Origin of the sequence: Sphingomonas sp. (assembly GCF_965227385.1) — a bacterium.
Lineage (GTDB): Bacteria > Pseudomonadota > Alphaproteobacteria > Sphingomonadales > Sphingomonadaceae > Sphingomonas.
The window spans coordinates 3,480,729-3,502,583 of sequence record NZ_OZ245750.1 but is presented as its reverse complement, the minus strand read 5'-3'; the positions used below and the strand labels follow the sequence as shown (position 1 = coordinate 3,502,583).

The window sequence follows — 21,855 nt, the reverse complement described above, 5'->3', positions numbered from 1 at the left end:
CAGGCGCGCAGACGACCGTGACAGGATCGACGCTCATAAAAGCGGACTGGCGGCACATGACCTCATTGCGGACGAGAGTTGTTTCGGCCACCTTCCCGCGGTGGGAGGAGGGGCAAATGGTAGCTGTATGGTCTCTGTTATCGCTTCTCGGGGGCCAGACTCCGCCGGTAGAAATGCCAGAGCGCTTCATTGGCTTTTACTCGCAAAATTTCGAGACGTGCGCGCGAAAGGTGCGTGTTGGCATGTCTCTCTCCAAGAGCGAACTGGGTAACGGGATTACGAGCGTTCGCATCGTTTCCGCCCGTTCTCTCGGTCCGCAGCAGCTGGAAGTTATCACTCGTGAAGACGGAGTTGCCGAGGATCAAAAATCGGTAATTACTCTTCGTGATGATGGGAGTGCTGTCGTCTTCGCCGCATCGGCCGCAGAGCAGTATAAGGAGCTGCCAAGGGATGCGTGGGAGTTCACTTTCGTAAAATGCCCAACCTGATGGCCGTTAGCCGCCCCCAAAGACCCCCTTCACCGCATCTACAACCGCCGCCATCCCCTCGCGCGCATCCTCCCCCCGCACCAGCGCCAAGGTCCGCCGCAACTCGAACCCGACCAGCGCGGGCTTGGCCACCCCCGCATGCCGATGCGACGCCGGCACCACCGTCGCACCCAGCCCCGCTGCGACCATCGCCAGCGCGCGGTCGTCGTTCGGCGTGCGCAGCGCAAAGCTCGGGCGGATGCCGCGCCGGGTGAAGTAACGGCTCGTCTCCGGCAGCGCCTCGCAGCTGCGCCGCACGATCATCGTTTCGCCCGCCAGCGCCTCGCCCGGCAGCGCCGCTTCCCCGGCCAGCCGATGTCCGACGGGGAGGGCAAGCAGATAGGGCTCGCTGCGCAACGCCTCGCCATCGCCGACGGCATCGCCCTGCACCGCAGTCAGCGCCAGATCGACCCGCCCGCGCGCGATATGCTGCGCCAGCACCGTCGCATTCCCCTCGACCAGCTCGACCGCCAGCCCCGGCGCATCGGCGGCGATCCGCGCGACCAGAGCCGCCAGCTCGCCACTCGCGATCGTCGTCAGCACCCCCAGCCGCAACGTCGCGGGTTGCGCGATCCCGCCGACCGCCGCTGCCGCCAGGTTGAACTCGCGCTCGATCCGCCGCGCATGGACCGCAAATTGCGACCCCGCCTCGGTCAGCTCGATCCGCTGGCTCGACCGGCGCAGCAGCTTCGCGCCCGCCTCCCGCTCCAGCTTGGCGATCCCCGCCGACAGCGTGGGTTGCGACACCGCCATCTGCGCGGCGGCGGCGGTGAACGTCCCGCTATCGATGACGGCGAGGAAATAGCGCAGCAAATAGCGTTCGATCATAGACACCGTCTATGCTGTCCCGCGCCGCCTTTCAATTTCCCGCAGCGCGCATCGGGCGCTAGGATGCGGCAAAATATCTTCAGGAGAGCGCCATGAGCCTGCCCCAGATGGATTTCGCGCTGGGCGAAACCGCGGACATGATCCGTGAGACCACCGAACGCTTCGCGCGCGAACAGATCGCGCCGCTCGCCGCAAAGATCGACGCCGACGACTGGTTCCCCCGCGACGAACTCTGGGCGCCGATGGGCGAACTCGGCCTGCACGGCATCACCATCGCGGAGGAGGATGGCGGCCTCGGCCTCGGCTATCTCGAGCATGTCATCGCGTGCGAGGAAGTCTCGCGCGCCTCGGCCTCGATCGGCCTGTCCTACGGCGCGCACTCGAACCTGTGCGTCAACCAGATCGGCCGCTGGGCGAACGCCGCGCAAAAGGCGAAATATCTGCCCAAGCTGATCAGCGGCGAACATGTCGGCAGCCTCGCCATGTCCGAAGCCGGGGCAGGCAGCGACGTCGTCAGCATGAAGCTGCGCGCCGAGCACAAGGGCGACCGCTACGTCCTCAACGGCACCAAATTCTGGATCACCAACGCCGCCTATGCCGATGTGCTGGTCGTCTATGCCAAGACGGGCGAGGGCAGCCGCGGCATCACCACCTTCATCATCGAAAAGGGGATGAAGGGGTTCGAGATCGGGCAGAAGATCGACAAGATGGGCATGCGCGGATCGCCCACCGCCGAACTCGTCTTCACCGATTGCGAGGTGCCGGAAGAAAACGTCATGGGCCCGCTCAACGGCGGTGTCGGCGTGTTGATGAGCGGCCTCGACTACGAACGCACCGTGCTGGCGGGCATTCAGCTCGGCATCATGCAGGCATGCCTCGACGTCGTCCTGCCGTATCTGCGCGAACGCAAGCAGTTCGGCCAGGCGATCGGCAGCTTCCAGCTGATGCAGGCCAAGGTCGCCGACATGTATGTCGCGCTCAATTCCGCCCGCGCCTATGTCTATGCCGTCGCCCGGGCGTGCGACGCGGGCAAGACCACGCGCTTCGACGCCGCCGGCGCGATCCTGCTCGCCTCCGAAAACGCCTTCAAGGTCGCGGGGGAGGCGGTTCAGGCGCTCGGCGGCGCGGGCTATACCAAGGACTGGCCGGTCGAACGCTTCCTGCGCGACGCCAAGCTGCTGGACATCGGCGCGGGGACGAATGAAATTCGCCGCATGCTGATCGGACGGGAGCTTGTCGGAGCCGTATGACTGAAATCGCCGCACCATCGGATGAGGTAAGCCGCCGCCAGCGCGGTTTCCTGGGCTTTGTCGAGCGGGCGGGCAATCTGCTGCCCGAACCGACGATGATCTTCGTCTATCTGATCATCGCGCTGATGGCCGTCAGCGCGATCGGCGACTGGGCCGGATGGTCGGCATCGCTTCCATATACCGGCGACGAAGCCCCGACCGGTGCGACGCTGGAGGGCGGGGTGCTCACCTACACCGCGTCCAGCCTGTTCTCCGAAGCCAATATCGGTCGTCTGCTGGTCGACATGCCGCGCACGATGAGCGGCTTTGCGCCACTCGGCCTGATCCTCGTGATCATGCTCGGCGCAGCGGTGGCGGAGCGGTCGGGCATGTTCTCGGCCCTCATCCGCGCCAGCCTCGCCAACGCCCCGCGCGCGATCCTGACGCCCATCGTCGCGATCATCGGCATGGTGTCGCACCACGCGTCCGATGCCGCCTATGTCGTATTCATCCCGCTCGCCGCGATCGTCTATGCCGCCGCCGGGCGCCACCCCGTCGCAGGGCTGGCCGCCGCCTTTGCCGCCGTATCGGGCGGCTATGCCGGCAACATCACCCCGGGCCAGATCGACGTGCTGCTGTTCGGCTTCACGCAGGAAGCCGCGCGGATCGTCGAGCCGGGCTGGACGATGAATCCGGTCGGCAATTGGTGGTTCATCCTGTCGATCGTCATCGTCTTCACCCCCGCGGTGTGGTTCATCACCGACAGGGTGGTCGAGCCGCGCCTCGGCAAATGGGGCGGCGGCGCGGATGCGGAGGTCGAGGCCGAACTCGCCCGCTCCGAAGTCACCGCCGACGAACGCCGTGGCCTGCGCCGCGCGGGCCTCGCTGCGCTCGCGGTGATCGCGCTCTACCTCGTCCTCACGCTCGCCCCCGGCTACACCCCGCTGATCAACGAAAAGGTGGAAGGGACCGCGCAGCTTCAGCCATTCTACGGCGCGCTGATCGCCGGCTTCTTCCTGATGTTCGTCAGCTGCGGTATCGCCTTCGGCAGCGCGACCGGATCGATCAAGTCGGCTGACGATGTCACCCGCATGATGCGCGAAGGCATCGCCAGCCTCGCGCCGTACATCGTGTTCGTATTCTTCGCCGCGCATTTCGTGGCGATGTTCAACTGGTCCAATGTCGGCCCGATCGTCGCGATCAACGGCGCCGAAGCGCTGCAGACCTTCGCGCTGCCCGCGCCGATCCTGCTGGTCAGCGTGCTGCTGCTCTCGTCCTTCCTCGACCTGTTCATCGGCTCGGCCAGCGCCAAGTGGAGCGCGCTCGCGCCGGTCGTCGTGCCGATGTTCATGCTGCTAGGCATCAGCCCGGAAATGACCACCGCGGCCTATCGCATGGGCGACAGCTACACCAACATCATGACCCCGTTGATGAGCTACTTCCCGCTGATCCTCGCCTTTGCCCGGCGCTGGGACGGGTCGTTTGGCGTTGGTTCGCTGCTCGCGCTGATGCTGCCTTATGCGCTCGCCTTCATGACGCTCGGCATTTCGATGGTCATCGCCTGGGTCGCGCTCGATCTGCCGCTCGGGCCGGGGGCAGGGGTGTTCTACGCCCCGCCCACGGGGCGCTGATGGCCTATTTGCCCACGAACAGGAAGGCGACGGCCGCCATGATGCACGCGAAGGCGGCGAAGTGGCGCCAGTGCAGCGCCTCGCCCAGCACCGCGACCATGAAGATGCCGAACACGGTCAGCGCGATCGCCTCCTGCGCGATCTTGAGCTGGCCCGGCGTCCACCCGGCAAGGAAACCGACCCGGTTGGCCGGCACCGCCAGGCAATATTCGAACCCCGCGATCAGCCAAGAGATCAGGATCACGGACAGCAACGGCTTCTCCAGCCCGCCTTTGCCGAGATGCCAGTACCACGCGATCGTCATGAACACATTCGACGCAATCAGCAGCAGGATCGTCGCCATGAAAACTCCCTTCGCCCCGCTCTGCGCGCTTGCCGCCGGGGGCGCAAGATGAGCGGACCCGTCCTGAAATCGCGCGTCAACGCCGAAGACGAAGGCTTCCGCACCAACGCCGCGCACAACCGTGCGCTGGCCGAAAAGCTCCGCGCCGATGTCGCTACCGCCGCACTGGGCGGCAACGAGAAGTCCCGCGAGCGCCACACGTCACGCGGCAAGCTGCTTCCCCGCGACCGCGTCGAACGCCTGCTCGACCCCGGCGCACCCTTCCTCGAGATCGGCCAGCTCGCTGCATGCGATATGTATGAGGGCGAGGTTCCGGGGGCGGGGATGATCGCCGGCATCGGCAAAGTCTCGGGCCGCACCTGCATGATCGTCTGCAACGACGCGACGGTGAAGGGCGGCACCTACTACCCGATGACGGTCAAGAAGCATCTGCGCGCGCAGGAGATTGCGGAGGCCAACCGGCTGCCCTGCATCTACCTCGTCGACAGCGGCGGCGCGAACCTGCCGCATCAGGCCGACGTCTTCCCCGACCGCGATCATTTCGGCCGCATCTTCTTCAACCAGGCGAACATGTCCGCCAAGGGCATCCCCCAGATCGCCTGCGTCATGGGCAGCTGCACAGCGGGCGGCGCATACGTTCCCGCCATGTCCGACGAGAGCGTGATCGTGCGCGAACAGGGCACGATCTTCCTCGCCGGCCCGCCGCTGGTGAAGGCCGCGACGGGTGAGGAAATCAGCGCCGAGGATCTGGGCGGCGGCGACCTGCACGGGCGCAAGTCCGGCGTGGTCGATCATGTCGCCGACAATGACGAACACGCGTTGACCATCGTCCGTGACATCGTTTCGCATTTGCCGGCGGACCGGAAGCCCGACATCGCGATCCGCGACCCGCGCCCGCCGAAGTTTGACGCGGAGGAGCTCTACGGCATCGTCCCCACCGACGTCCGCGCCCCTTATGACGTCCACGAAGTCATCGCACGACTGGTCGACGGCAGCGAGTTTCACGAGTTCAAGGCGCTCTACGGCACCACCCTCGTCTGCGGCTTCGCGCACATCTGGGGCATCCCGGTCGCGATCCTCGCCAATAACGGCGTGCTGTTCAGCGAAAGCGCGGTCAAGGGCGCGCACTTCATCGAACTCGCCTGCCAGCGCCGCATCCCCTTGCTGTTCCTTCAGAATATCAGCGGCTTCATGGTCGGCGGCAAGTACGAGGCAGAGGGCATCGCCAAGCACGGTGCCAAGCTGGTGACGGCGGTCGCGACCGCCAGTGTCCCCAAGATCACCGTCCTCATCGGCGGCAGCTTCGGCGCCGGCAACTACGGCATGTGCGGTCGCGCCTATTCCCCCCGCTTTCTGTTCAGCTGGCCCAACAGCCGCATCAGCGTGATGGGCGGCGAACAGGCGGCAAGCGTGCTGGCGACGGTCCACCGCGACGCCGCCAACTGGTCGCCCGAGGAAGCCGAAGCCTTTAAGCAACCTATCCGCGACGATTACGAAGCGCAAGGCAACCCCTGGCACGCCACCGCCCGCCTATGGGACGACGGCATCATCGACCCGGCCCAGACTCGCGACGTGCTGGGGCTGGCGTTCGCGGCGACGCTAAACGCACCGGTTGAGGAGGGGACACGTTTCGGCGTGTTCCGGATGTGAGGCGCGGCGCGCAAAAAATCCTCCCCGGAACGGGGAGGGGGACCATGCGTAGCATGGTGGAGGGGGCCCACCTCAACGCAAATGCTTTGGCTGAGGGGCGGGCCCCCTCCGTCTCGCCTCCGGCGATCCACCTCCCCGTTCCGGGGAGGATTTGATGGACGCGCCGAAGCCAAAAAAGCTGCAGCCGCCGGCACTTCGCCAGCCGATCCAGCAGGTGCGCCGCGCCCGTGACCAGCGCAAGAAGCTGAGCCTCCCAGAGGTGCTGCTCTGGCAGCAACTCCAGAAGCGCCCCGGCGGCTATCGCTTCCGCAAGCAATTTCCGCTGACCCCATACACTGCCGACTTCGCCTGCCTCTCGTCGCGCCTGCTGATCGAGGTTGATGGTGAGGCACACGAACGTGGCGATCAGCCCCAACGCGACGAAGCGCGCGACGCTTTCACTGCCGGAAAGGGCTTCCGAACCCTCCGCCTGCCCGCCGTTGAAGTCCTGAACAACATGGAGGGGAGCCTGAGCGCGATCGTGATCGCATGCCGTGAGGCCGGGCCCCCTCCACCGTCGCTGCGCGACGGTCCCCCTCCCCGTTCCGGGGAGGATTTTGAGGAAACCCCATGATCACCTCCCTCCTCATCGCCAACCGCGGCGAGATCGCCTGCCGCATCATCCGCACCGCGCGGAAACTCGGCATCCGCACCGTCGCGGTCTATTCCGATGCCGACGCCAACGCGCTCCACGTCCGCAGCGCGGATGAGGCGGTGCATATCGGCGCCTCCCCCGCGCGCGAGTCTTACCTGATCGGCGAACGCATCATCGCCGCAGCGAAACAGACCGGCGCGCAGGCGGTCCACCCCGGCTATGGCTTTCTCTCTGAAAATGCGGAATTCGCCGAAGCGGTGCAGGCCGCCGGCCTGATCTGGGTCGGCCCCAATCCCGACAGTATCCGCGCGATGGGCCTCAAGGACGCGGCCAAGAAGCTGATGCAGGACGCCCGCGTTCCCGTCACCCCCGGCTATCTCGGCGAGGACCAGTCGCCCGAACGCCTGCAATCCGAAGCCGACTGCATCGGCTACCCCGTGCTGATCAAGGCGGTCGCGGGCGGCGGGGGCAAGGGGATGCGCCGCGTCGACGCCGCCGCCGACTTCGCCGACGCGCTCGCCAGCTGCCAGCGCGAGGCCGCATCCTCGTTCGGCAACGACCAGGTCTTGCTCGAAAAATACATCCTCGCCCCCCGGCATATCGAGGTGCAGGTGTTCGGCGACACCCACGGCAACATCGTCCACCTGTTCGAACGCGACTGCTCGCTCCAGCGCCGTCACCAGAAGGTGATCGAGGAAGCCCCCGCGCCCGGCATGGACCCGCAAACCCGCGCCGCCGTGTGCGACGCGGCGGTCAAGGCCGCCCGCGCGGTCAACTATGTCGGCGCTGGCACGATCGAGTTCATCGCCGACGCCTCCGCAGGCCTGCGCGCCGACCGCATCTGGTTCATGGAAATGAACACGCGGCTTCAGGTCGAACACCCGGTGACCGAAGCGATCACCGGTGTCGATCTGGTCGAATGGCAGCTGCGCGTCGCATCGGGCGAGCCGCTGCCCAAGCGGCAGGATCAGCTCTCGATCCACGGCTGGGCGATGGAGGCGCGGCTCTATGCCGAGGATCCGGCGAAGGGCTTCCTCCCTTCGACCGGTGCGTTCAGCGTGTTCGACCTCAACCCCGACAACTGGGTCGATAATGTCCGCATCGACACTGGCGTCGATCGCACCAGCGTGGTCACGCCCTTCTACGATCCCATGATCGCCAAGCTGATCGTCCACCGCAACACGCGTGAGGAAGCGGCGGCGGACCTTGCGATCCTGTGCGGCGGGGTGATGATCGCGCCGACGCGCACCAATGCCGGTTTCCTCATGCGCTGCCTCGAACATCCCGAGTTCGTGAGCGCGCAGATCGACACTGGCTTCATCGCGCGCAACGAAGCCGCGCTGCTGACCGGCCCAGACATCCGCGCTGACATGGCGCGCGATGCGGGCGCGAGCGTGTTCGGCGATGTCGTCAGCCAGATGCGCGACGCGCGCACCATTGCCCCCGCCTTCCGCCTCAACGCCGCGCCGCGCGCGACCGGCTATGTGATGGACGAACATGGGCAGAGTTATGCAGTCGATCTGCTGCGCTACGCCGACAAATCCTGGCGCTACTTCTACAACAGCGTCTTTTCCGCCGACCCGCGACAGACGACGATCTTCGCCGATGGCGAGGCCGCCTGGTTCCGCGCGTGGCGCACCGAAGGCGGGGCAGGGGGTGCCGCCGGCGACGGCGCGATCCTCGCCCCGATGCCCGGCCGCATCGTCTCGGTCGAGGTTGCTGAGGGGCAGACGGTCATCGCCGGCCAGAAGCTGCTGGTGCTGGAGGCAATGAAGATGGAACAGGCGCTGCTCGCCCCGTTCGACGGCGTGGTCGAAACCCTCACCGCAACCCCCGGCGCACAGGTTCAGGTCGACGCGTTGCTGGTGAAGGTGGCAAAGGCAGAATAGCGTCGCCGCACCCCGACCCGACAAATCGCTTTCCTACAGTATCCCGTCCAGCATATCTGACGGGTCCAATGGCGAACAAGGGTCCCACGCGATGCGCGAACACGCAACATCACGCCACTGCCTCCGCCGGGATGGCGGCCAGATCGTCAGTTTGGTCAGGCGGCAAAGCTGACAGGATACAGCGCGTTCCGCGTAACTGCGTCAGTTTCAGCCTCGCGTGCGCACGGTCACTCCCGCCAGCTGGTATCCACCCGGTCCACCAGCCGCACCATCGCCGCAAAATCCGCCGCACCCGGCCCGCCCGGCACCTGCGCCATGTGCAGGTCGCGCTGGTGCACCGCCACCACCTCCGGCGACACGGTCAGCGGCTTGCCCATCGACAGCGTCGCCAGCTGGATCTCGCACGCGCGCTGCAGCGACCAATGCTTGATGAACGCCTCGGGCAGCGTCCGCCCCATCGCGACGATGCCATGGTTGCGCAGCAACAGCATGCGCTTGTCGCCCAAGTTCGCGACCAGCCGCTCGCCCTCCTCGTCGCGCACGGTCACGCCCTCGAAATCATGATAGGCGATCTGCCCCGCGAAGTTGCACGCGTAGAAATTGATCGGCTGCAACCCGCCTTCGAGGCTCGAAACTGCCATCCCCGCCGTGGTGTGCGTGTGCATGATGCAATGCACATCGGGCAGGTTGCGATGGAACACCGCATGCTGGACGAAGCCCGCGCGGTTGACGGGATAGGGGCTGTCGTCGAGCTTGTTGCCGTCGATGTCGATCTTGACCAGGTTCGACGCCTTCACCTCGCTGAAATGCAGGCCGAACGGGTTGATCAGAAAGCTGTGATCCTCCCCCGGCACCTTCAGCGTGATGTGGTTGTAGATCATCTCAGACCAGCCAAGATGGTCGAACACGCGATAGGCGGCGGCGAGCTGCTGGCGCGCCTCCCATTCGGCGTCGGACATCACGCGGGGCGCAGCAGCGGCAGTAGCCATGATCCTCTCCATTTTTCGTGGTTGCGGTATGTATGCCATGAGCGGGCAGAGCGACGCAACTTGCGCTGCGGCGCAACATGGGCTAGGGGCCGCATCAGTCATCTGGGGAGTAGCCAGCCGTCTTCGGACGGGCCTTCGCGTCAACATACTTGGTCGAGAGACCATGGTGCGAGGGGAACCGGAAACGGTTCGGGCGAGACCAATGGCGCCATGCTTTCCGTCCGGGCTGGGCGGAGGGGTGTGGTGTCGTTGGAATTCGCATCCGCCCGGCCCGGAGACTCTGTTTGGAACCCTTCCTCACCTCCACCGCCGTGGTCGCGCTCGCCGAAATCGGCGACAAGACGCAGTTGCTCGCGATCCTGCTGGCGACGCGGTTCAAGCGGCCTTTGCCGATCGTCGCGGGCATCCTGGTCGCAACCCTCGCCAACCATTTCCTTGCGGCACTGGTCGGGCAGCAGGCTGCGGCGCTGCTGGAGGGCGCATGGTTCCGCTATCTGATCGCCGCCTCCTTCATCGCGATGGCGGCATGGACCCTGGTCCCCGACAAGATCGACGATCTGGAGGACAAGCCCGCGCGCTTCGGCCCGTTCCTAACCACCACCGTTGCCTTCTTCCTGGTGGAAATGGGCGACAAGACCCAGATCGCGACCGTGGCGCTCGGCGCGCGCTTTGCAGAGGTGGGCTGGGTCACGGCGGGCACCACGCTCGGCATGATGCTGGCCAACGTCCCCGCGGTCTATCTGGGCAACGAACTGGTCAAGCGGGTGCCGATGAAGACCGTGCGGATCGTCGCGGCGTTGCTGTTCCTCGCCATCGGCCTGTGGGTGCTGGTCCAGACGCTCCGGGGCTAATCGAGGAAGCGGATCGTCGGGCCATATTCGTCGCGGACGATCCGCACCTGCACGTCGTACAGCTCGGACAGCGTGCGATCGCGCATCACCTCGACCGCCGGCCCGGCGGCGAGGATGCGCCCCTCCCGCACCGCGACCACATCGTCGGCAAAGCGGAAGGCGAGGTCGATGTCGTGGATTGCCATCACCACCGTTCGCCCGGCATCGGCCCGCGCGCGCAGGCGGCGGGCGGCGTCGATCGCGTGGCGCGGGTCGAGATCGGCGGTCGGCTCATCGACGATCAGCAACTCGGGATCGCCGACAACCGCCCGCGCCAGCAGCACCCGCGCCAGCTCGCCGCCCGAGAGGTCGGTGGCAGGCCGGTCGCGCAGGTCGATCAGGTCGCATTCCTCCAGCGCGCGGTCGATTGCGGGCAGCAACGCAGCGGGCAATCCGCCAAACGCCGGAAGCTGGGGCAGCAGGCCCAGCGCAACGACCCGCTCGACGCTGATCGGCCAGTCCACCCCGACCCGCTGCGGCAGATAGGCGCGGCGCTGCGCCAGCGCCTGTCGCCGCAGCGCGGGCAGGGGGGTGTCGCCAAGCCGCACATCGCCGTGCTCCGGCTTGAGCAACCCCGCCGCGACCTCCAGCAGGCTGGACTTGCCCGCGCCATTCGGACCGATCACGGCAGTGAGCCGCCCCGCCGCGAACGCGACATCGACGCCATCCAGCACCAGTCGCCCGCCGCGCTTCAGCGTAATCGCTTCAAGGGTGAGCGCGGTCATGGCGTCCGACTCCGCATCCGCAGCACCAGCCACAGGAAGAAGGGCGCGCCGACCAATGCGGTGAACACGCCCAGATGGATCGGGCTGTCGAGCCGGATCAGCCGCGTGGCGATGTCGGCCGCAGTCAGCAGCGCGGCGCCCGCCATTGCTGCCGGAACCAGCGTCGAACCGGGGCGATGCCCGACGAACGGCCGCACCAGATGCGGCGCGACCAGCCCGATAAAGCCGATCGTTCCGACCACCGCCGTCGCCGCACCGACGCCGAGACCGGTTCCCGCGAGCGCCAGCAACCGCGTGCGCCGCACATCGACGCCCAGGCTCTCCGCCTGCAACTCGCCCAGCGCCAGCGCATCGAGGGACCGCGCGGTAGCCAGCAGCGCGGCTCCTCCGGCCACGATCAGCGGTGCAGCCAACAGGATCTCCTCCCACCCGCGATTAGCGAGCGATCCCATCAGCCAGGTCATGATCTCATAAGCCGCATAGGGATTGGGCGCGAGGTTGAGCGCAAGGCTGATGCCAGCGCCCGCCAAACTCGAAATCGCAGCGCCAGCGAGGATCAGGGCGAGCGTCCCCCCGCCGCGCGCGAGCAGCAGCGCCGCAAACCCCGCCGCGATTGCTCCGGCCAGTCCAGCCAGCGGCGCCGCAAGCGGCGCGACCGCAGCAAGCCCATAGTAGATCGCGATCACCGCGCCGAGCGACGCACCGCCCGAAATGCCGAGCAGCCCCGGCTCGGCCAGAGGATTGCGCAGCAGCCCCTGCAACACCGCCCCAGACAGGCCGAGGATCGCGCCGGTGAGCAGCCCGAGCAGCATGCGCGGCAGGCGGATTTCGGTGATGACCACGCCGGTCAGCCGGGCCGTACCGCTCGTCTCGCCGCCCAGCCATCCGGCATAATCGAGGCCCAACGTGCCGATGCCGAGCGAGCTCAGCCCGAGCAACAGAGTCAGCAGCACCAGCACCGGGATCAGCAACCGCCCGCTCATCGCGCCGCCTCAAGCTGATCGCGCAGATCGGCCGCCGCATCGGCGATCAGCGGCGTGCCACAAATATAGGCGCGCGGGCTCACGCTGACCTGCCGCCCGGCCCATTGCCGGCGCACTAGCGGATGTCGCGCAACGCGATCGCGCAGGCTCTGGCCCACCACACCGCCGACCGGCGCGACCAGGATATCGGGGTTGAGCGACAGCAGCGCCTCGACATCGGTGCCCGCCACGCCCTCCTTCACCGCATTGCGCGCACCCGCCGCGTCGAGCACCGCGTCATACAGCGCGCCCTCGCCGCGCGAGAGCCCGTCGCCGCTCCACGATGCCACGCGCAGGTTGAGGGCAGGGCGGCGTGCCAGATCGGCAAGCCGCGCGTCCATCCCCGCGATCAGCGCCTCACCGCGCTCGACCGTGCCGAACCGCGCGGCAAGGGTACGGACCGTGGCGCGGATCTCGTCGAAGCTCTGCGGCTGCGCCACCTCGACCATCCGAAAGCCAAAGCGGCGCAACGCCGCACGGGGCGCCGCCGAGCCAAAGCTGTCGGCGACGATCAGGTCCGGCTGCTGCCGCACCACATCCTCGATCTCGCCGCGGTTGACCGCCACGCCGCGCGCCCGCGCTGCCATTAGCGACAGCAGCGGATCGCGCGACAACCAGGTGACCGACGCGATCCGCTCGGGCGGCAGCAGCATCAGCACCAGCTGGTCGGTGCATTGGTTGATCGACATGACGCGCATCGGCAGTGCCGCTTGCCCACGCGGCGGCGGAGCGCTGCCGGCCGAAACCGGCAGCGCCAGGGCCGCGATCGCCAGCAGGATGCCGGCGCGGCGCATCACAGCTTGACGCGCACACCGGCGAACGCGCCGATGCCGGGGGTCGCAAAGCTGAACACCTCTTCGTAATCGACGTCGAACAGATTCTCGACGCGGCCGAACAGCTGCACCTTCTCGATCACGTCGAACGCGATGTTCAGGTTCACCAGCGTGTAGGGCTTCAGCGACACCCGCACCGGGGTGTAGCTGGGGTCGGTGAAGGCGACATCGGTCATCCGCCCGTTATGCCGCACGGTCAGCGTCGTCGAAAGCCGCTCGTCGCTGGAGATATAGGTTGCATTGAAGCTGGCGATGTCGCCCGGACGGCGCACTTCCTCGACCCCATTCTCGTCCGCATCGAGATGCGTGTAGCTCGCGTCGAACCACAGCTGCGGGATCGGCCGCGCGCTCGCGAACAGCTCGACGCCATGCTGCTTGGACAGGGTCGTGCGGTTGGCCGGCGTCGCCACAAAGGTCGGGGCGGGGTAGGTGGTGTAGATCTCGTCCTTCAGCGTCGAGTCGAAATAGGTTGCGCCGAACGTGATGCGATCATCGGCCAAGCTTTGCTCGATCCCGGCTTCCCAGCCTTCCGACTTTTCCGGCTTCAGGTTCGGGTTGCCGATGTAACGGCCGTCCGAATAGCCATAGAGTTCGTAATAGCCCGGGTTCTTGACGCCGGTGCCATAGGCGCCGCGCACGCGCGTACCGGTGGGTAGGCGATAGCTGCCCTGCACGCGCCAGGTGGTGGCATCGTCGAAGCGGTTATTGTCGTCGTGCCGCACCGATGCACCCGCCGCGAAGCCGCCTGCGGTCAGCTCATATTGCGCGACGAGGCCGAGATTGTCGGTGCTGCGCTTGCCGGTAAAGGCGTCGAACGGCGATCCAGTGCCCGGCGTGGTGTTGCGGAACTCTTCCCGCTCGACATCGACCGCGCCGGTTACGCGATGGGTAACCGCGTCGGTGCCAAAGCGCAGGCTCGACACCAGCGAGCCCTTGTAGCGGGTGCCGACATTGCCGAAATCGACCACGTCATCGGCGCGGAACATCGTGCGTTCGGTATCGGCGAACTGGCCCGACAGGCTGGTGGTCCAGCGCCCGTCGAGCGCGCTGAACTGGGCGCTGAGCAGGCCGTAAAATCCGCGGTTGCGATAATGCGCGCCGGGGCTGTCGATCGTATAGCCGAAGGTCGGGCTTGCCGGGTTGCCGTCGCTGTTGTTCGCATCAGCGTCGGTAACGGCATAGCGCAGTACGCCGGTCAGAGTCAGGTTGTCGCTCGGGGTCCAGTTGAACTTGCCGCTCAGCGCGCCGCTTTCCGAACCGACATTGCGGGTGCCGCCGCGCGCGGTGGGGGTGCCGTCGGTAAGGTAGCCGGTCGCCGACAGCGCATAGTCGAAGTCACCCGATACGCCCGCCGCGCGCGCCGCTGCGCTGACCGTGCCGAACGAACCGCCCTCGATCCGCGCGCTCAACCCCGGTGCCTCACGGCCCGAAAGGGTGAGGTAATGGATCACGCCACCGATCGCGTCGGAGCCGTAGAGCGAGCTTTGCTGGCCGCGCAGCACCTCGACCCGCGCGGCGCTGTCGGCGAGCACGCCGCTGAAATCGAACTCGCCCTGAAACGGATCGGACACTTCGATCCCATCGATCAGGGTCAGGACATGGTTGCCCTCGGTCCCGCGGATGCGGATCTGGGTCAGGCCACCGATCTGGCGGCTGACCGCAACGCCCGGCACGTCGCGCAGCACGTCGGACAGATTGCGCGTCTGACGCTGGTCGAGCGCCTCAACGTCGATCACCGTGACGGACGCGCTGATGTCCTCGATCGGAACAACGTCGCCCGAGCGTGAGGCGGTGACGACGACCGTGTCGCCGGATTCTTCGGTGGTGATGGTTTCACGCGCAAAGGCGGGCGATGCCGCCGCGATGGCGAGCGTGGATACGGACAAAAACTTCAACATGGGAAACTCGACCCCCGGCGCCGTGCAACGAGGGCAGGGGCCTGCCGTCCCATTCGAACGGCCGGCATGCGCGCGCCAGCCGGGCGCAAAAACGCCTGACGCACGACACCGATGCGGCCCCCGCCGCTTGGTTCGTCGCTCAGACGGAGGACCGTGCCGCGGCCATTCCCTGGACCAAGGCAAGAGCGACCATGCGCCGGCAGGTCTCCTGGCTCGCGGGTCAGGGCTTGATGCACGGCCTTCCCGGGGCGAAGCCCAGTGGCTGTTCCCTCGAACGGGGAACAAGTGCATCGCGCTCGCCGCTTACAGTTGCAGGGACAGCTGCGGATTTGGGCAGTCAGACTGCCCGCACCGCATTCCCGTTTAAGCCCCTTTCGGGGCACCGGCGCGATCATGAAACACGGGGTTGCCCCCGTGTGTCGACCTGGCCTCTACGCCCGCATCGGTGTCCCTGCAAGCCCAATATAAAGAATTCTTTATATCTCTGTCGGCGCTTAGCCGCCCGAAGCGGTTTTGGGGCGCAGATAGGCGAACATGTGCGCGACGTAATCGACCTTGCCCAGTTCCACGCCCCGGGCGCGCAGGATCGCGTAGGCAGTCATCAGGTGGAAGTAGAATTGCGGCAGCGCCCAGTCGCGCACGAATTGCTCAGCCGTCAGGTCGAACACCATGCCCTGGGGCAGGGTGTGCGCGATCGGCGTGGTCGGATCGACCGCAGGCATGTCGTCACGTACCTGCTCAAGTAGCGCCAGCGTTTGCGCAATCCGCGCACGCGCGTCGGCGATCGTACCGGGGCGCTCGCCGGCGTTGCGGCCTTCGTCGAGCAGTTCGGTGACAACGGGCGGGAACGCCTCGCCGCGCAGGCGATGCACGCCCTCCTGCGCCTGCACGCACGCAAAGCGGATCTGGGTCGCGAGCGGGAACATGTCGGGCGCCAGCCGCGCCGCCATGACCGCATCGCCGGTACCCTGCGTCTCGGCTTTGCCCAGCCATCCCGACAGCGCGCCAAGCATTTGAACATAGGTCGGAACGATCAGGTCGGGCAGGATCACGCTTGTCTCCTCAGGCGGTAGTGGAGCCGATCTAGGCGACGTGCCGGCCATGCACCACCAAATCCGGCCCAACCGCATATACAGCTTCAAAAATAGAACATATAAAGAACATATGCGTGTCGATTCGCTTTCCCTGATTCATCGGCGCATCGCGTTGATTGAGCGCGGTGGCCGTGCCGCGACCGAGGCTGCGGGGCATGTGCCGACCGGGCATGACCGGATCGATCGCGCGCTGGGCGGTGGCATCATGCGCGCGCGTGTGCATGAACTTGTGGCGCAGAGTGAGGCGGAAGCGGGCAGCGGGGCTGGGTTTGCCAGCGTGCTTGCCCATCGGCTGGGCGGCGAGATGATCTGGCTGCGCGAATGCGCGGCCGAGCTGCGCCAGGGTCAGTTGCACGCCCCCGGTGTCGCCGCGATCGGCATGGATCCGGCGCGGTTGCTGCTGGCGGTCTTGCCCGATGCGACGGCGGTGCTGCGCGCGGCGGCGGACGCGGTGCGCTGTGCCGGGCTGGGCAGCGTCGTGATCGAACTCTGGGGCAATCCGCGTGCCTATGACCTTACGGCCAGCCGGCGCCTGGCGCTGTTGGCGGAGGCATCGGGGGTGACTGCACTGCTGCTGCGTGTCGGCGGCGCGGTGGCGCCCAGCGCCGCGCAGACGCGCATCGGCGTGTCGCCGGCCCCGTCAGTGCCGCTGACCGCCGATGCGCCGGGATATCCGGCCTGGACGGTCGAATTGCTGCGCCAGCGCGGCCGGCCCGCCGGCGGCACCTGGCGGGTCGAATGGGATCGGGAACACGGCCAATTACGGGATCTAGATCATGACGAAGCGACGCTATCTGGCGTTGTTCCTGCCCTTTCTGGCGACCGATCGACTGGTGCGATCCGGGCCGCCGGGCTCCGCCGCACGGGATAGCGCACCGTGCGTCGTGGTCGAACGGCAGCGTGGCGCGATCCGACTGACCGCGTGCGATCCCGAAGCGATGGCGCTGGGGCTGGCCCCCGGCCTGACGCTGGCTGATGCACGGGCGCGGGTGCCCGATCTGTCGGTTGCGGACGCCGATCCGGTCGCCGATCTGCTGTGGCTGGAGCGGATTGCCGATGCGTGCGACCGGTTTACGCCGCGCGTCGCGATCGAGCCGCCCGACGGGCTGGTGCTCGACATCACCGGCTGCGCGCATCTGTTCGGGGGCGAATATGGGTTGCTGGAGGCGGTCGAGGCGCGGATGCGGCGCTGGACCGGCCATCTGCGCCATGCCCTCGCCGATACGCCGGAAGGCGCACGCGCGCTGGCGCGGTTTCAGACCGCACCGGCGGCAAGCGAAGCGGCGGCGTTGCGGCGCCTGCCCGTTGCGGCGCTCGAGCTGGAGAGCGAGACCGAGGCGGCGTTGCGGGGGGCTGGCCTCAAGACCATCGACGATCTGGTCTCCCGTCCCACCGGCCCGCTGGCAGCGCGGTTCGGGGCCGACCTGCCCGAACTGCTCGCGCGTATTCTGGGAAAGTCGGGCAAGCCGATCGCGGCACGCCACACCGCCCCCGCCTGGCAGTTCGAACGCCGCTTTGCCGAGCCGATTGCACGCGCCGACGCGGCGCTTACCGTGATCGGCGAACTGGCAGCGGAAGCTGGCCAGGCGATGGAGGCGCGCCGTCAGGGCGGGCGGCGCTTTACCGCGCGGCTGTTTCGCAGCGATGGGCATGTCGTCGATCTGGCGATCGATTGCGGACAGCCGTTGCGCGATCCGGCGCGGATCATGCGGCTGTTCACCGAGCGGATCGGCGCACTGGCCGACCCGATCGACCCGGGGTTCGGGTTCGACATGATCCGGCTGTCGGTGCCGCGCGCCGAGCCGCTCGACTTTGCGCAGCTCGAACTGGAGGGCGGGGCGGTCCATGCCGAGGATGTCTCGGCGCTGATCGACCGGCTGAGCGTGCGGGCCGGCAGCGGGCGCATCCGCCGCTTCGTACCGCGCGATTCGCATATTCCCGAACAGGCGGTGCTCGCGCTACCCGCGACCGCGAGCGATCGGCAGGACTGGCCCGCGCCGCCATCGGGCGAACCGCCGCGCCGCCCGATCCATCTGTTCGATCCGCCCCAGCGGGTAGAGGTAATCGCCGAATTGCCCGATGGCCCACCGCGCAGCTTTCGCTGGCAACGCACGCTGCACGAGGTGACGCGCTATGAGGGGCCGGAGCGCATCGCCGCCGAATGGTGGCACCGCGCGCCGGGCGATCCCGGCCTGACCCGCGACTATTATCGGGTCGAAGATATGCGCGGGCGACGCTTGTGGCTGTTCCGGCACGGCCTGAATGACGAGCGGCCTGCGCCACTCTGGTATGTCCACGGCTTGTTTGCGTGACGGGGTTTGCCGAACTGGTCGCGGCGTCGCATTTCTCGTTCCTGCGCGGGGCGTCGCATCCGGCGGACCTGATTGCGCGCGCGATCGAACTTGGCCTGACCGGTATCGGCATCGCCGACCGCAACACGGTGGCGGGGGTCGTCCGCGCCCAGCTGGCGCTGCGTCACGCGCGGACAGCGGCGCAGGAGGCAGGACTGTCGCCGCCAGCATTGAAGTTCGTTCCCGGCGCGCGACTGGTGTTCGTCGACGGCACCCCGGACATCGTCGCCTATCCCGCCAACCGGCGCGGTTGGGGGCGGCTGACGCGGTTGCTGACGACCGGCAATCTGCGCGCGCAAAAGGGGGATTGCATCCTGCGGCTCGAGGATCTGATCGCGTTCCACGACGATCTGTTGCTGATCGTCCTGCCCGGTTCGAGCGCGGTGGCCCAGCGCGCGCATCGCGATCCGGTCGCGCATGACAGCGATGCGCCGGTCCCGCCGCTTGCGCTGGTCCAGCCCGCCGGGCTTCAGCCGCTGCTGACCCGGCTCGCGCGGATTGCGCCCGGGCGGGTGTGGCTGGGGGCGTGCATGGCGCGGCGCGGGGATGATGCGCGGCGGCTGGCGGAGTTGCAGGCACTGGCGGCGTCCGCGGGCGTGCCGCTGATCGCGACCGCCGATGTGCTCTATGCCACGCCGGATTGCCGCCCGCTGCACGACATATTGACCTGCATTCAGGCTGGCGTGACGATCACCCAGGCCGGACGGCGGCTGGAGGCGAATGCCGAACGGCACCTGAAATCGCCCGAGGAGATGGCCCGGCTGTTCGCCGCCTGCCCCGACGCGATTGCGCAGACCGGGTTGCTGCTCGACCGCATTGCGTTCGACCTCGATCAACTGCGCTACGAATATCCGCATGAGCCGGTGCCGGAGGGCTGGGAGGCGCAGGACTGGCTGGAGCATATCGTCACCGAAGCGGCCAAGGCGCGCTACGGCGCGGTGTTGCCGGACAAGGTCATGGCGCTGCTGGCCGAAGAGTTCGAGCTGATCCGCGCGCGCAACTATGCCTTTTACTTTCTGACCGTCCACGATCTGGTGAACTTCGCGCGCAGCCAGCAGCCGCCGATCCTGTGTCAGGGGCGTGGCAGCGCGGCCAATTCGATCGTGTGTTTTCTGCTCGGCGTCACCTCGGTCGACCCGACTGAATATGATCTGCTCTTCTCCCGCTTCGTGTCGGAGGAGCGCGACGAGCCGCCCGACATCGATGTCGATTTCGAACATGAACGGCGCGAGGAGGTGATCCAGTATATCTATCGCCGCTATGGCCGCCACCGCGCCGCCATCGCCGCCACGGTGATCCATTATCGGCCGCGCAGCGCGGTGCGGGAGGTCGGCAAGGCGCTGGGGTTGAGCGAGGACGTCACCGCGCGGATCGTCAGCACCGTCTGGGGCAGCTTCAGCCGTGACCTGCCCGACAAGCGGGTGAGCGAAGCGGGGTTCGACCCTCAAGCCCCCGAAATCCGCCGCCTGATCGACCTGGCCGGGCAGCTGCTCGCCGCCCCGTTTCCGCGCCATCTGTCGCAGCATGTCGGCGGCTTCGTGCTGACGCAGGACCGGCTGGATGAGACGGTGCCGCTGCACCATGGCGCGATGGAGGGCCGCACCTTCATCGAATGGGACAAGGACGATATCGACGCGCTGTCGATCATGAAGGTCGATGTGCTCGCGCTCGGCATGCTGACCTGCATCCGCAAGGCGTTCGACCTGATCCGCGCGGAGGGGGAGGGGGATCACACGCTGGAGGTCGATCTCCAGTCCGACGACCCCGCCGTCTATGCCATGCTGCAACGCGGCGACAGCGTCGGGGTGTTCCAGGTCGAAAGCCGGGCGCAGATGAACATGCTCCCGCGCCTGAAACCCCGCAATCTCTATGACCTGACCGTGCAGGTCGCGATCGTGCGGCCCGGGCCGATCGAAGGGGATATGGTCCACCCCTATCTGCGGCGGCGGTGCGGAGAGGAACGTGCCGAGTTTCCCTCACCCAAACCGCCGCACGATCCTGATGAGCTGCGCATGTTGCTCGGCAAGACCTATGGCGTGCCGATCTTTCAGGAGCAGGCGATGAAGCTGGCGATCGTCGCGGCGGGGTTCACCCCGTCCGAGGCGAACCAGCTGCGCCGGGCGATGGCGACGTTCCGCAATGTCGGCACGATCGGGCTGTTCGAAGCGAAGATGGTCGATGGCATGGTCGCCAAGGGCTATACGGCGGACTTCGCGCAGCGTTGCTACAACCAGATCAAGGGGTTCGGCAGCTACGGCTTTCCCGAAAGCCATGCGCTGTCCTTTGCCCGGCTGGTCTATGTGTCGTCCTGGATCAAATGCCATCACCCGGCAGCGTTCGCCTGCGCCTTGCTCAACTCACAGCCAATGGGCTTTTACGCCCCCGCCCAGATTGTGCGCGACGCGCGCGAACATGGGGTCGAGGTCCGCGCGATCGACGTGAACCATAGCGAGTGGGACAATAGCCTGGAGCGCGATGCAGCGGGCACGCTGGCGCTGCGGCTGGGGTTGCGCCAGATCGACGAGTTCCGCGCCGACTGGGCCGATGCGCTGGTGGCGGCGCGCGCCTCGGGGCGCTTCGATGCGATCGAGCCGCTGGCGCGCCGCGCCGACCTGCCGGCGCGCGCGCTGCGGCTGCTGGCCGATGCCGATGCCTATGGATCGCTCGGCCTGTCGCGGCGCGATGCGCTGTGGGAGGCGCGGCGCACGCCGTCGGGCGAGCTCCCGCTATTCGCCGCCGCACGCGCACGTGAGCTGGGAACCGAACCGGTGATCGACCTGCCCGCCATGCCGCAAAGCGAGGAAGTTGCGGCGGATTACCAGACGATCCGCCTGTCGCTGAAGGACCATCCGATGACCTTCCTGCGCCCGGTGCTGCAGGCGGAAGGGGTGCTGAGCTGCGCCGAAACCAGCGCCGCCAAGGCCGGGCGCCGGGTGCGTACCGGCGGCGTCGTGCTGATCCGTCAGCGCCCCGGCAAGGGCAACGCCATCTTCATCACGATCGAGGACGAAACCGGCGTGACCAACATCCTGCTCTGGGCGCGCCTGTTCGAAATTAATCGCCGGGCGGTGATGAGCGCGCGGCTGATGGTGGTCGAGGGCGAGGTCCAGCGCAGCAAGGAGGGGGTGGTTCACCTGATGGCGTCGCGCGTGTTCGACCGAACCGATCTCCTCCGCCGCTTGGGCGATGCGGCGCCACAACCGGAGCTGTGCCGCCCCGATGAGGTTGTACGCCCAGTCCAGAGCCGCCATCCGCGCGATGTCCGGATCCTGCCGAGATCGCGCGATTTCCACTGACTTGGCCAGTGGCGATTGGTCGGCGG

18 protein-coding genes and 2 riboswitches are annotated in these 21,855 nt (G+C 67.3%); of the genes, 10 read left to right on the top strand and 8 right to left on the bottom strand.

Annotated features, from left to right (window positions below; translation table 11 throughout):
• The first annotated feature begins 242 nt into the window (after window positions 1-242).
• A complete protein-coding gene (locus ACO05N_RS17175) occupies window positions 243-488 on the top strand; it encodes a hypothetical protein (protein ID WP_422058205.1) in 246 nt (81 codons plus the stop codon).
• A gap of 6 nt (window positions 489-494) precedes the next feature.
• Here ACO05N_RS17175 and ACO05N_RS17170 read toward each other — a convergent pair whose 3' ends face one another.
• Window positions 495-1,355, bottom strand: coding sequence for a LysR family transcriptional regulator (locus ACO05N_RS17170; RefSeq protein ID WP_422058204.1), 861 nt, complete (start codon window positions 1,353-1,355; stop codon window positions 495-497).
• Between the two features lie 98 nt (window positions 1,356-1,453).
• Here ACO05N_RS17170 and ACO05N_RS17165 point away from each other — a divergent pair, with 98 nt between their 5' ends.
• On the top strand, window positions 1,454-2,605 hold the full coding sequence (locus ACO05N_RS17165; RefSeq protein WP_422058774.1) for an isovaleryl-CoA dehydrogenase: 1,152 nt from the start codon (window positions 1,454-1,456) through the stop codon (window positions 2,603-2,605).
• Window positions 2,602-4,215, top strand: a complete 1,614-nt coding sequence (locus tag ACO05N_RS17160) for an AbgT family transporter (protein ID WP_422058203.1) — start codon at window positions 2,602-2,604, stop codon at window positions 4,213-4,215. Before ACO05N_RS17165 ends, ACO05N_RS17160 begins: the two co-directional genes overlap by 4 nt.
• A gap of 4 nt (window positions 4,216-4,219) precedes the next feature.
• Here ACO05N_RS17160 and ACO05N_RS17155 read toward each other — a convergent pair whose 3' ends face one another.
• Window positions 4,220-4,558: a DMT family protein gene (locus tag ACO05N_RS17155; protein ID WP_422058202.1), complete on the bottom strand. Its 339-nt coding sequence runs from the start codon at window positions 4,556-4,558 to the stop codon at window positions 4,220-4,222.
• A 48-nt stretch (window positions 4,559-4,606) separates the two neighbouring features.
• Between ACO05N_RS17155 and ACO05N_RS17150 the strand changes: the two genes are divergently transcribed.
• The 3 genes from ACO05N_RS17150 (at window position 4,607) to ACO05N_RS17140 (ending at window position 8,731) form a co-directional block, all read left to right on the top strand.
• On the top strand, window positions 4,607-6,208 hold the full coding sequence (locus ACO05N_RS17150; RefSeq protein WP_422058200.1) for a carboxyl transferase domain-containing protein: 1,602 nt from the start codon (window positions 4,607-4,609) through the stop codon (window positions 6,206-6,208).
• 154 nt (window positions 6,209-6,362) lie between these two features.
• Window positions 6,363-6,821: an endonuclease domain-containing protein gene (locus tag ACO05N_RS17145; RefSeq protein WP_422058199.1), complete on the top strand. Its 459-nt coding sequence runs from the start codon at window positions 6,363-6,365 to the stop codon at window positions 6,819-6,821.
• Complete coding sequence (locus ACO05N_RS17140) at window positions 6,818-8,731, top strand: biotin carboxylase N-terminal domain-containing protein (RefSeq protein ID WP_422058198.1); 1,914 nt, start codon at window positions 6,818-6,820, stop codon at window positions 8,729-8,731. Before ACO05N_RS17145 ends, ACO05N_RS17140 begins: the two co-directional genes overlap by 4 nt.
• A gap of 227 nt (window positions 8,732-8,958) precedes the next feature.
• Here ACO05N_RS17140 and ACO05N_RS17135 read toward each other — a convergent pair whose 3' ends face one another.
• Window positions 8,959-9,720, bottom strand: coding sequence for a class II aldolase/adducin family protein (locus ACO05N_RS17135; RefSeq protein ID WP_422058197.1), 762 nt, complete (start codon window positions 9,718-9,720; stop codon window positions 8,959-8,961).
• Between the two features lie 91 nt (window positions 9,721-9,811).
• Window positions 9,812-9,991: riboswitch (yybP-ykoY riboswitch) on the top strand.
• A gap of 13 nt (window positions 9,992-10,004) precedes the next feature.
• Between ACO05N_RS17135 and ACO05N_RS17130 the strand changes: the two genes are divergently transcribed.
• Window positions 10,005-10,571 carry a TMEM165/GDT1 family protein gene (locus ACO05N_RS17130; RefSeq protein WP_422058196.1) on the top strand — a complete coding sequence of 189 codons (567 nt, stop codon included), beginning with the start codon at window positions 10,005-10,007 and terminating at the stop codon, window positions 10,569-10,571.
• Here ACO05N_RS17130 and ACO05N_RS17125 read toward each other — a convergent pair.
• The 5 genes from ACO05N_RS17125 to ACO05N_RS17105 all read right to left on the bottom strand — a co-directional run bounded on the left by ACO05N_RS17125 (window position 10,568) and on the right by ACO05N_RS17105 (window position 16,140).
• Window positions 10,568-11,335, bottom strand: coding sequence for an ABC transporter ATP-binding protein (locus tag ACO05N_RS17125; RefSeq protein WP_422058195.1), 768 nt, complete (start codon window positions 11,333-11,335; stop codon window positions 10,568-10,570). The two genes, ACO05N_RS17130 and ACO05N_RS17125, sit on opposite strands and share 4 nt — an antisense overlap.
• Complete coding sequence (locus ACO05N_RS17120) at window positions 11,332-12,318, bottom strand: FecCD family ABC transporter permease (RefSeq protein ID WP_422058194.1); 987 nt, start codon at window positions 12,316-12,318, stop codon at window positions 11,332-11,334. The genes ACO05N_RS17125 and ACO05N_RS17120 overlap by 4 nt, the downstream gene beginning before the upstream one ends.
• Window positions 12,315-13,151 (bottom strand): ABC transporter substrate-binding protein, encoded by an 837-nt coding sequence (locus ACO05N_RS17115; RefSeq protein ID WP_422058193.1) that lies wholly within the window; start codon window positions 13,149-13,151, stop codon window positions 12,315-12,317. The genes ACO05N_RS17120 and ACO05N_RS17115 overlap by 4 nt, the downstream gene beginning before the upstream one ends.
• The gene (locus tag ACO05N_RS17110; RefSeq protein WP_422058192.1) at window positions 13,151-15,088 is read right to left on the bottom strand and encodes a TonB-dependent receptor plug domain-containing protein; all 1,938 of its coding nucleotides are present in this window, start codon (window positions 15,086-15,088) and stop codon (window positions 13,151-13,153) included. Before ACO05N_RS17110 ends, ACO05N_RS17115 begins: the two co-directional genes overlap by 1 nt.
• Before the next feature lie 181 nt (window positions 15,089-15,269).
• Window positions 15,270-15,490, bottom strand: a riboswitch (cobalamin riboswitch).
• Between the two features lie 92 nt (window positions 15,491-15,582).
• A complete protein-coding gene (locus ACO05N_RS17105) occupies window positions 15,583-16,140 on the bottom strand; it encodes a DUF1993 domain-containing protein (protein WP_422058191.1) in 558 nt (185 codons plus the stop codon).
• 154 nt (window positions 16,141-16,294) lie between these two features.
• Between ACO05N_RS17105 and ACO05N_RS17100 the strand changes: the two genes are divergently transcribed.
• The 3 genes from ACO05N_RS17100 to ACO05N_RS17090 are packed head-to-tail and all read left to right on the top strand — an operon-like array spanning window position 16,295 to window position 21,829.
• On the top strand, window positions 16,295-17,053 hold the full coding sequence (locus ACO05N_RS17100; RefSeq protein ID WP_422058189.1) for an ImuA family protein: 759 nt from the start codon (window positions 16,295-16,297) through the stop codon (window positions 17,051-17,053).
• The gene (locus tag ACO05N_RS17095; RefSeq protein WP_422058188.1) at window positions 16,959-18,494 is read left to right on the top strand and encodes a Y-family DNA polymerase; all 1,536 of its coding nucleotides are present in this window, start codon (window positions 16,959-16,961) and stop codon (window positions 18,492-18,494) included. Before ACO05N_RS17100 ends, ACO05N_RS17095 begins: the two co-directional genes overlap by 95 nt.
• Window positions 18,491-21,829 (top strand): error-prone DNA polymerase, encoded by a 3,339-nt coding sequence (locus tag ACO05N_RS17090; protein ID WP_422058187.1) that lies wholly within the window; start codon window positions 18,491-18,493, stop codon window positions 21,827-21,829. The genes ACO05N_RS17095 and ACO05N_RS17090 overlap by 4 nt, the downstream gene beginning before the upstream one ends.
• Window positions 21,830-21,855 lie beyond the last annotated feature (26 nt).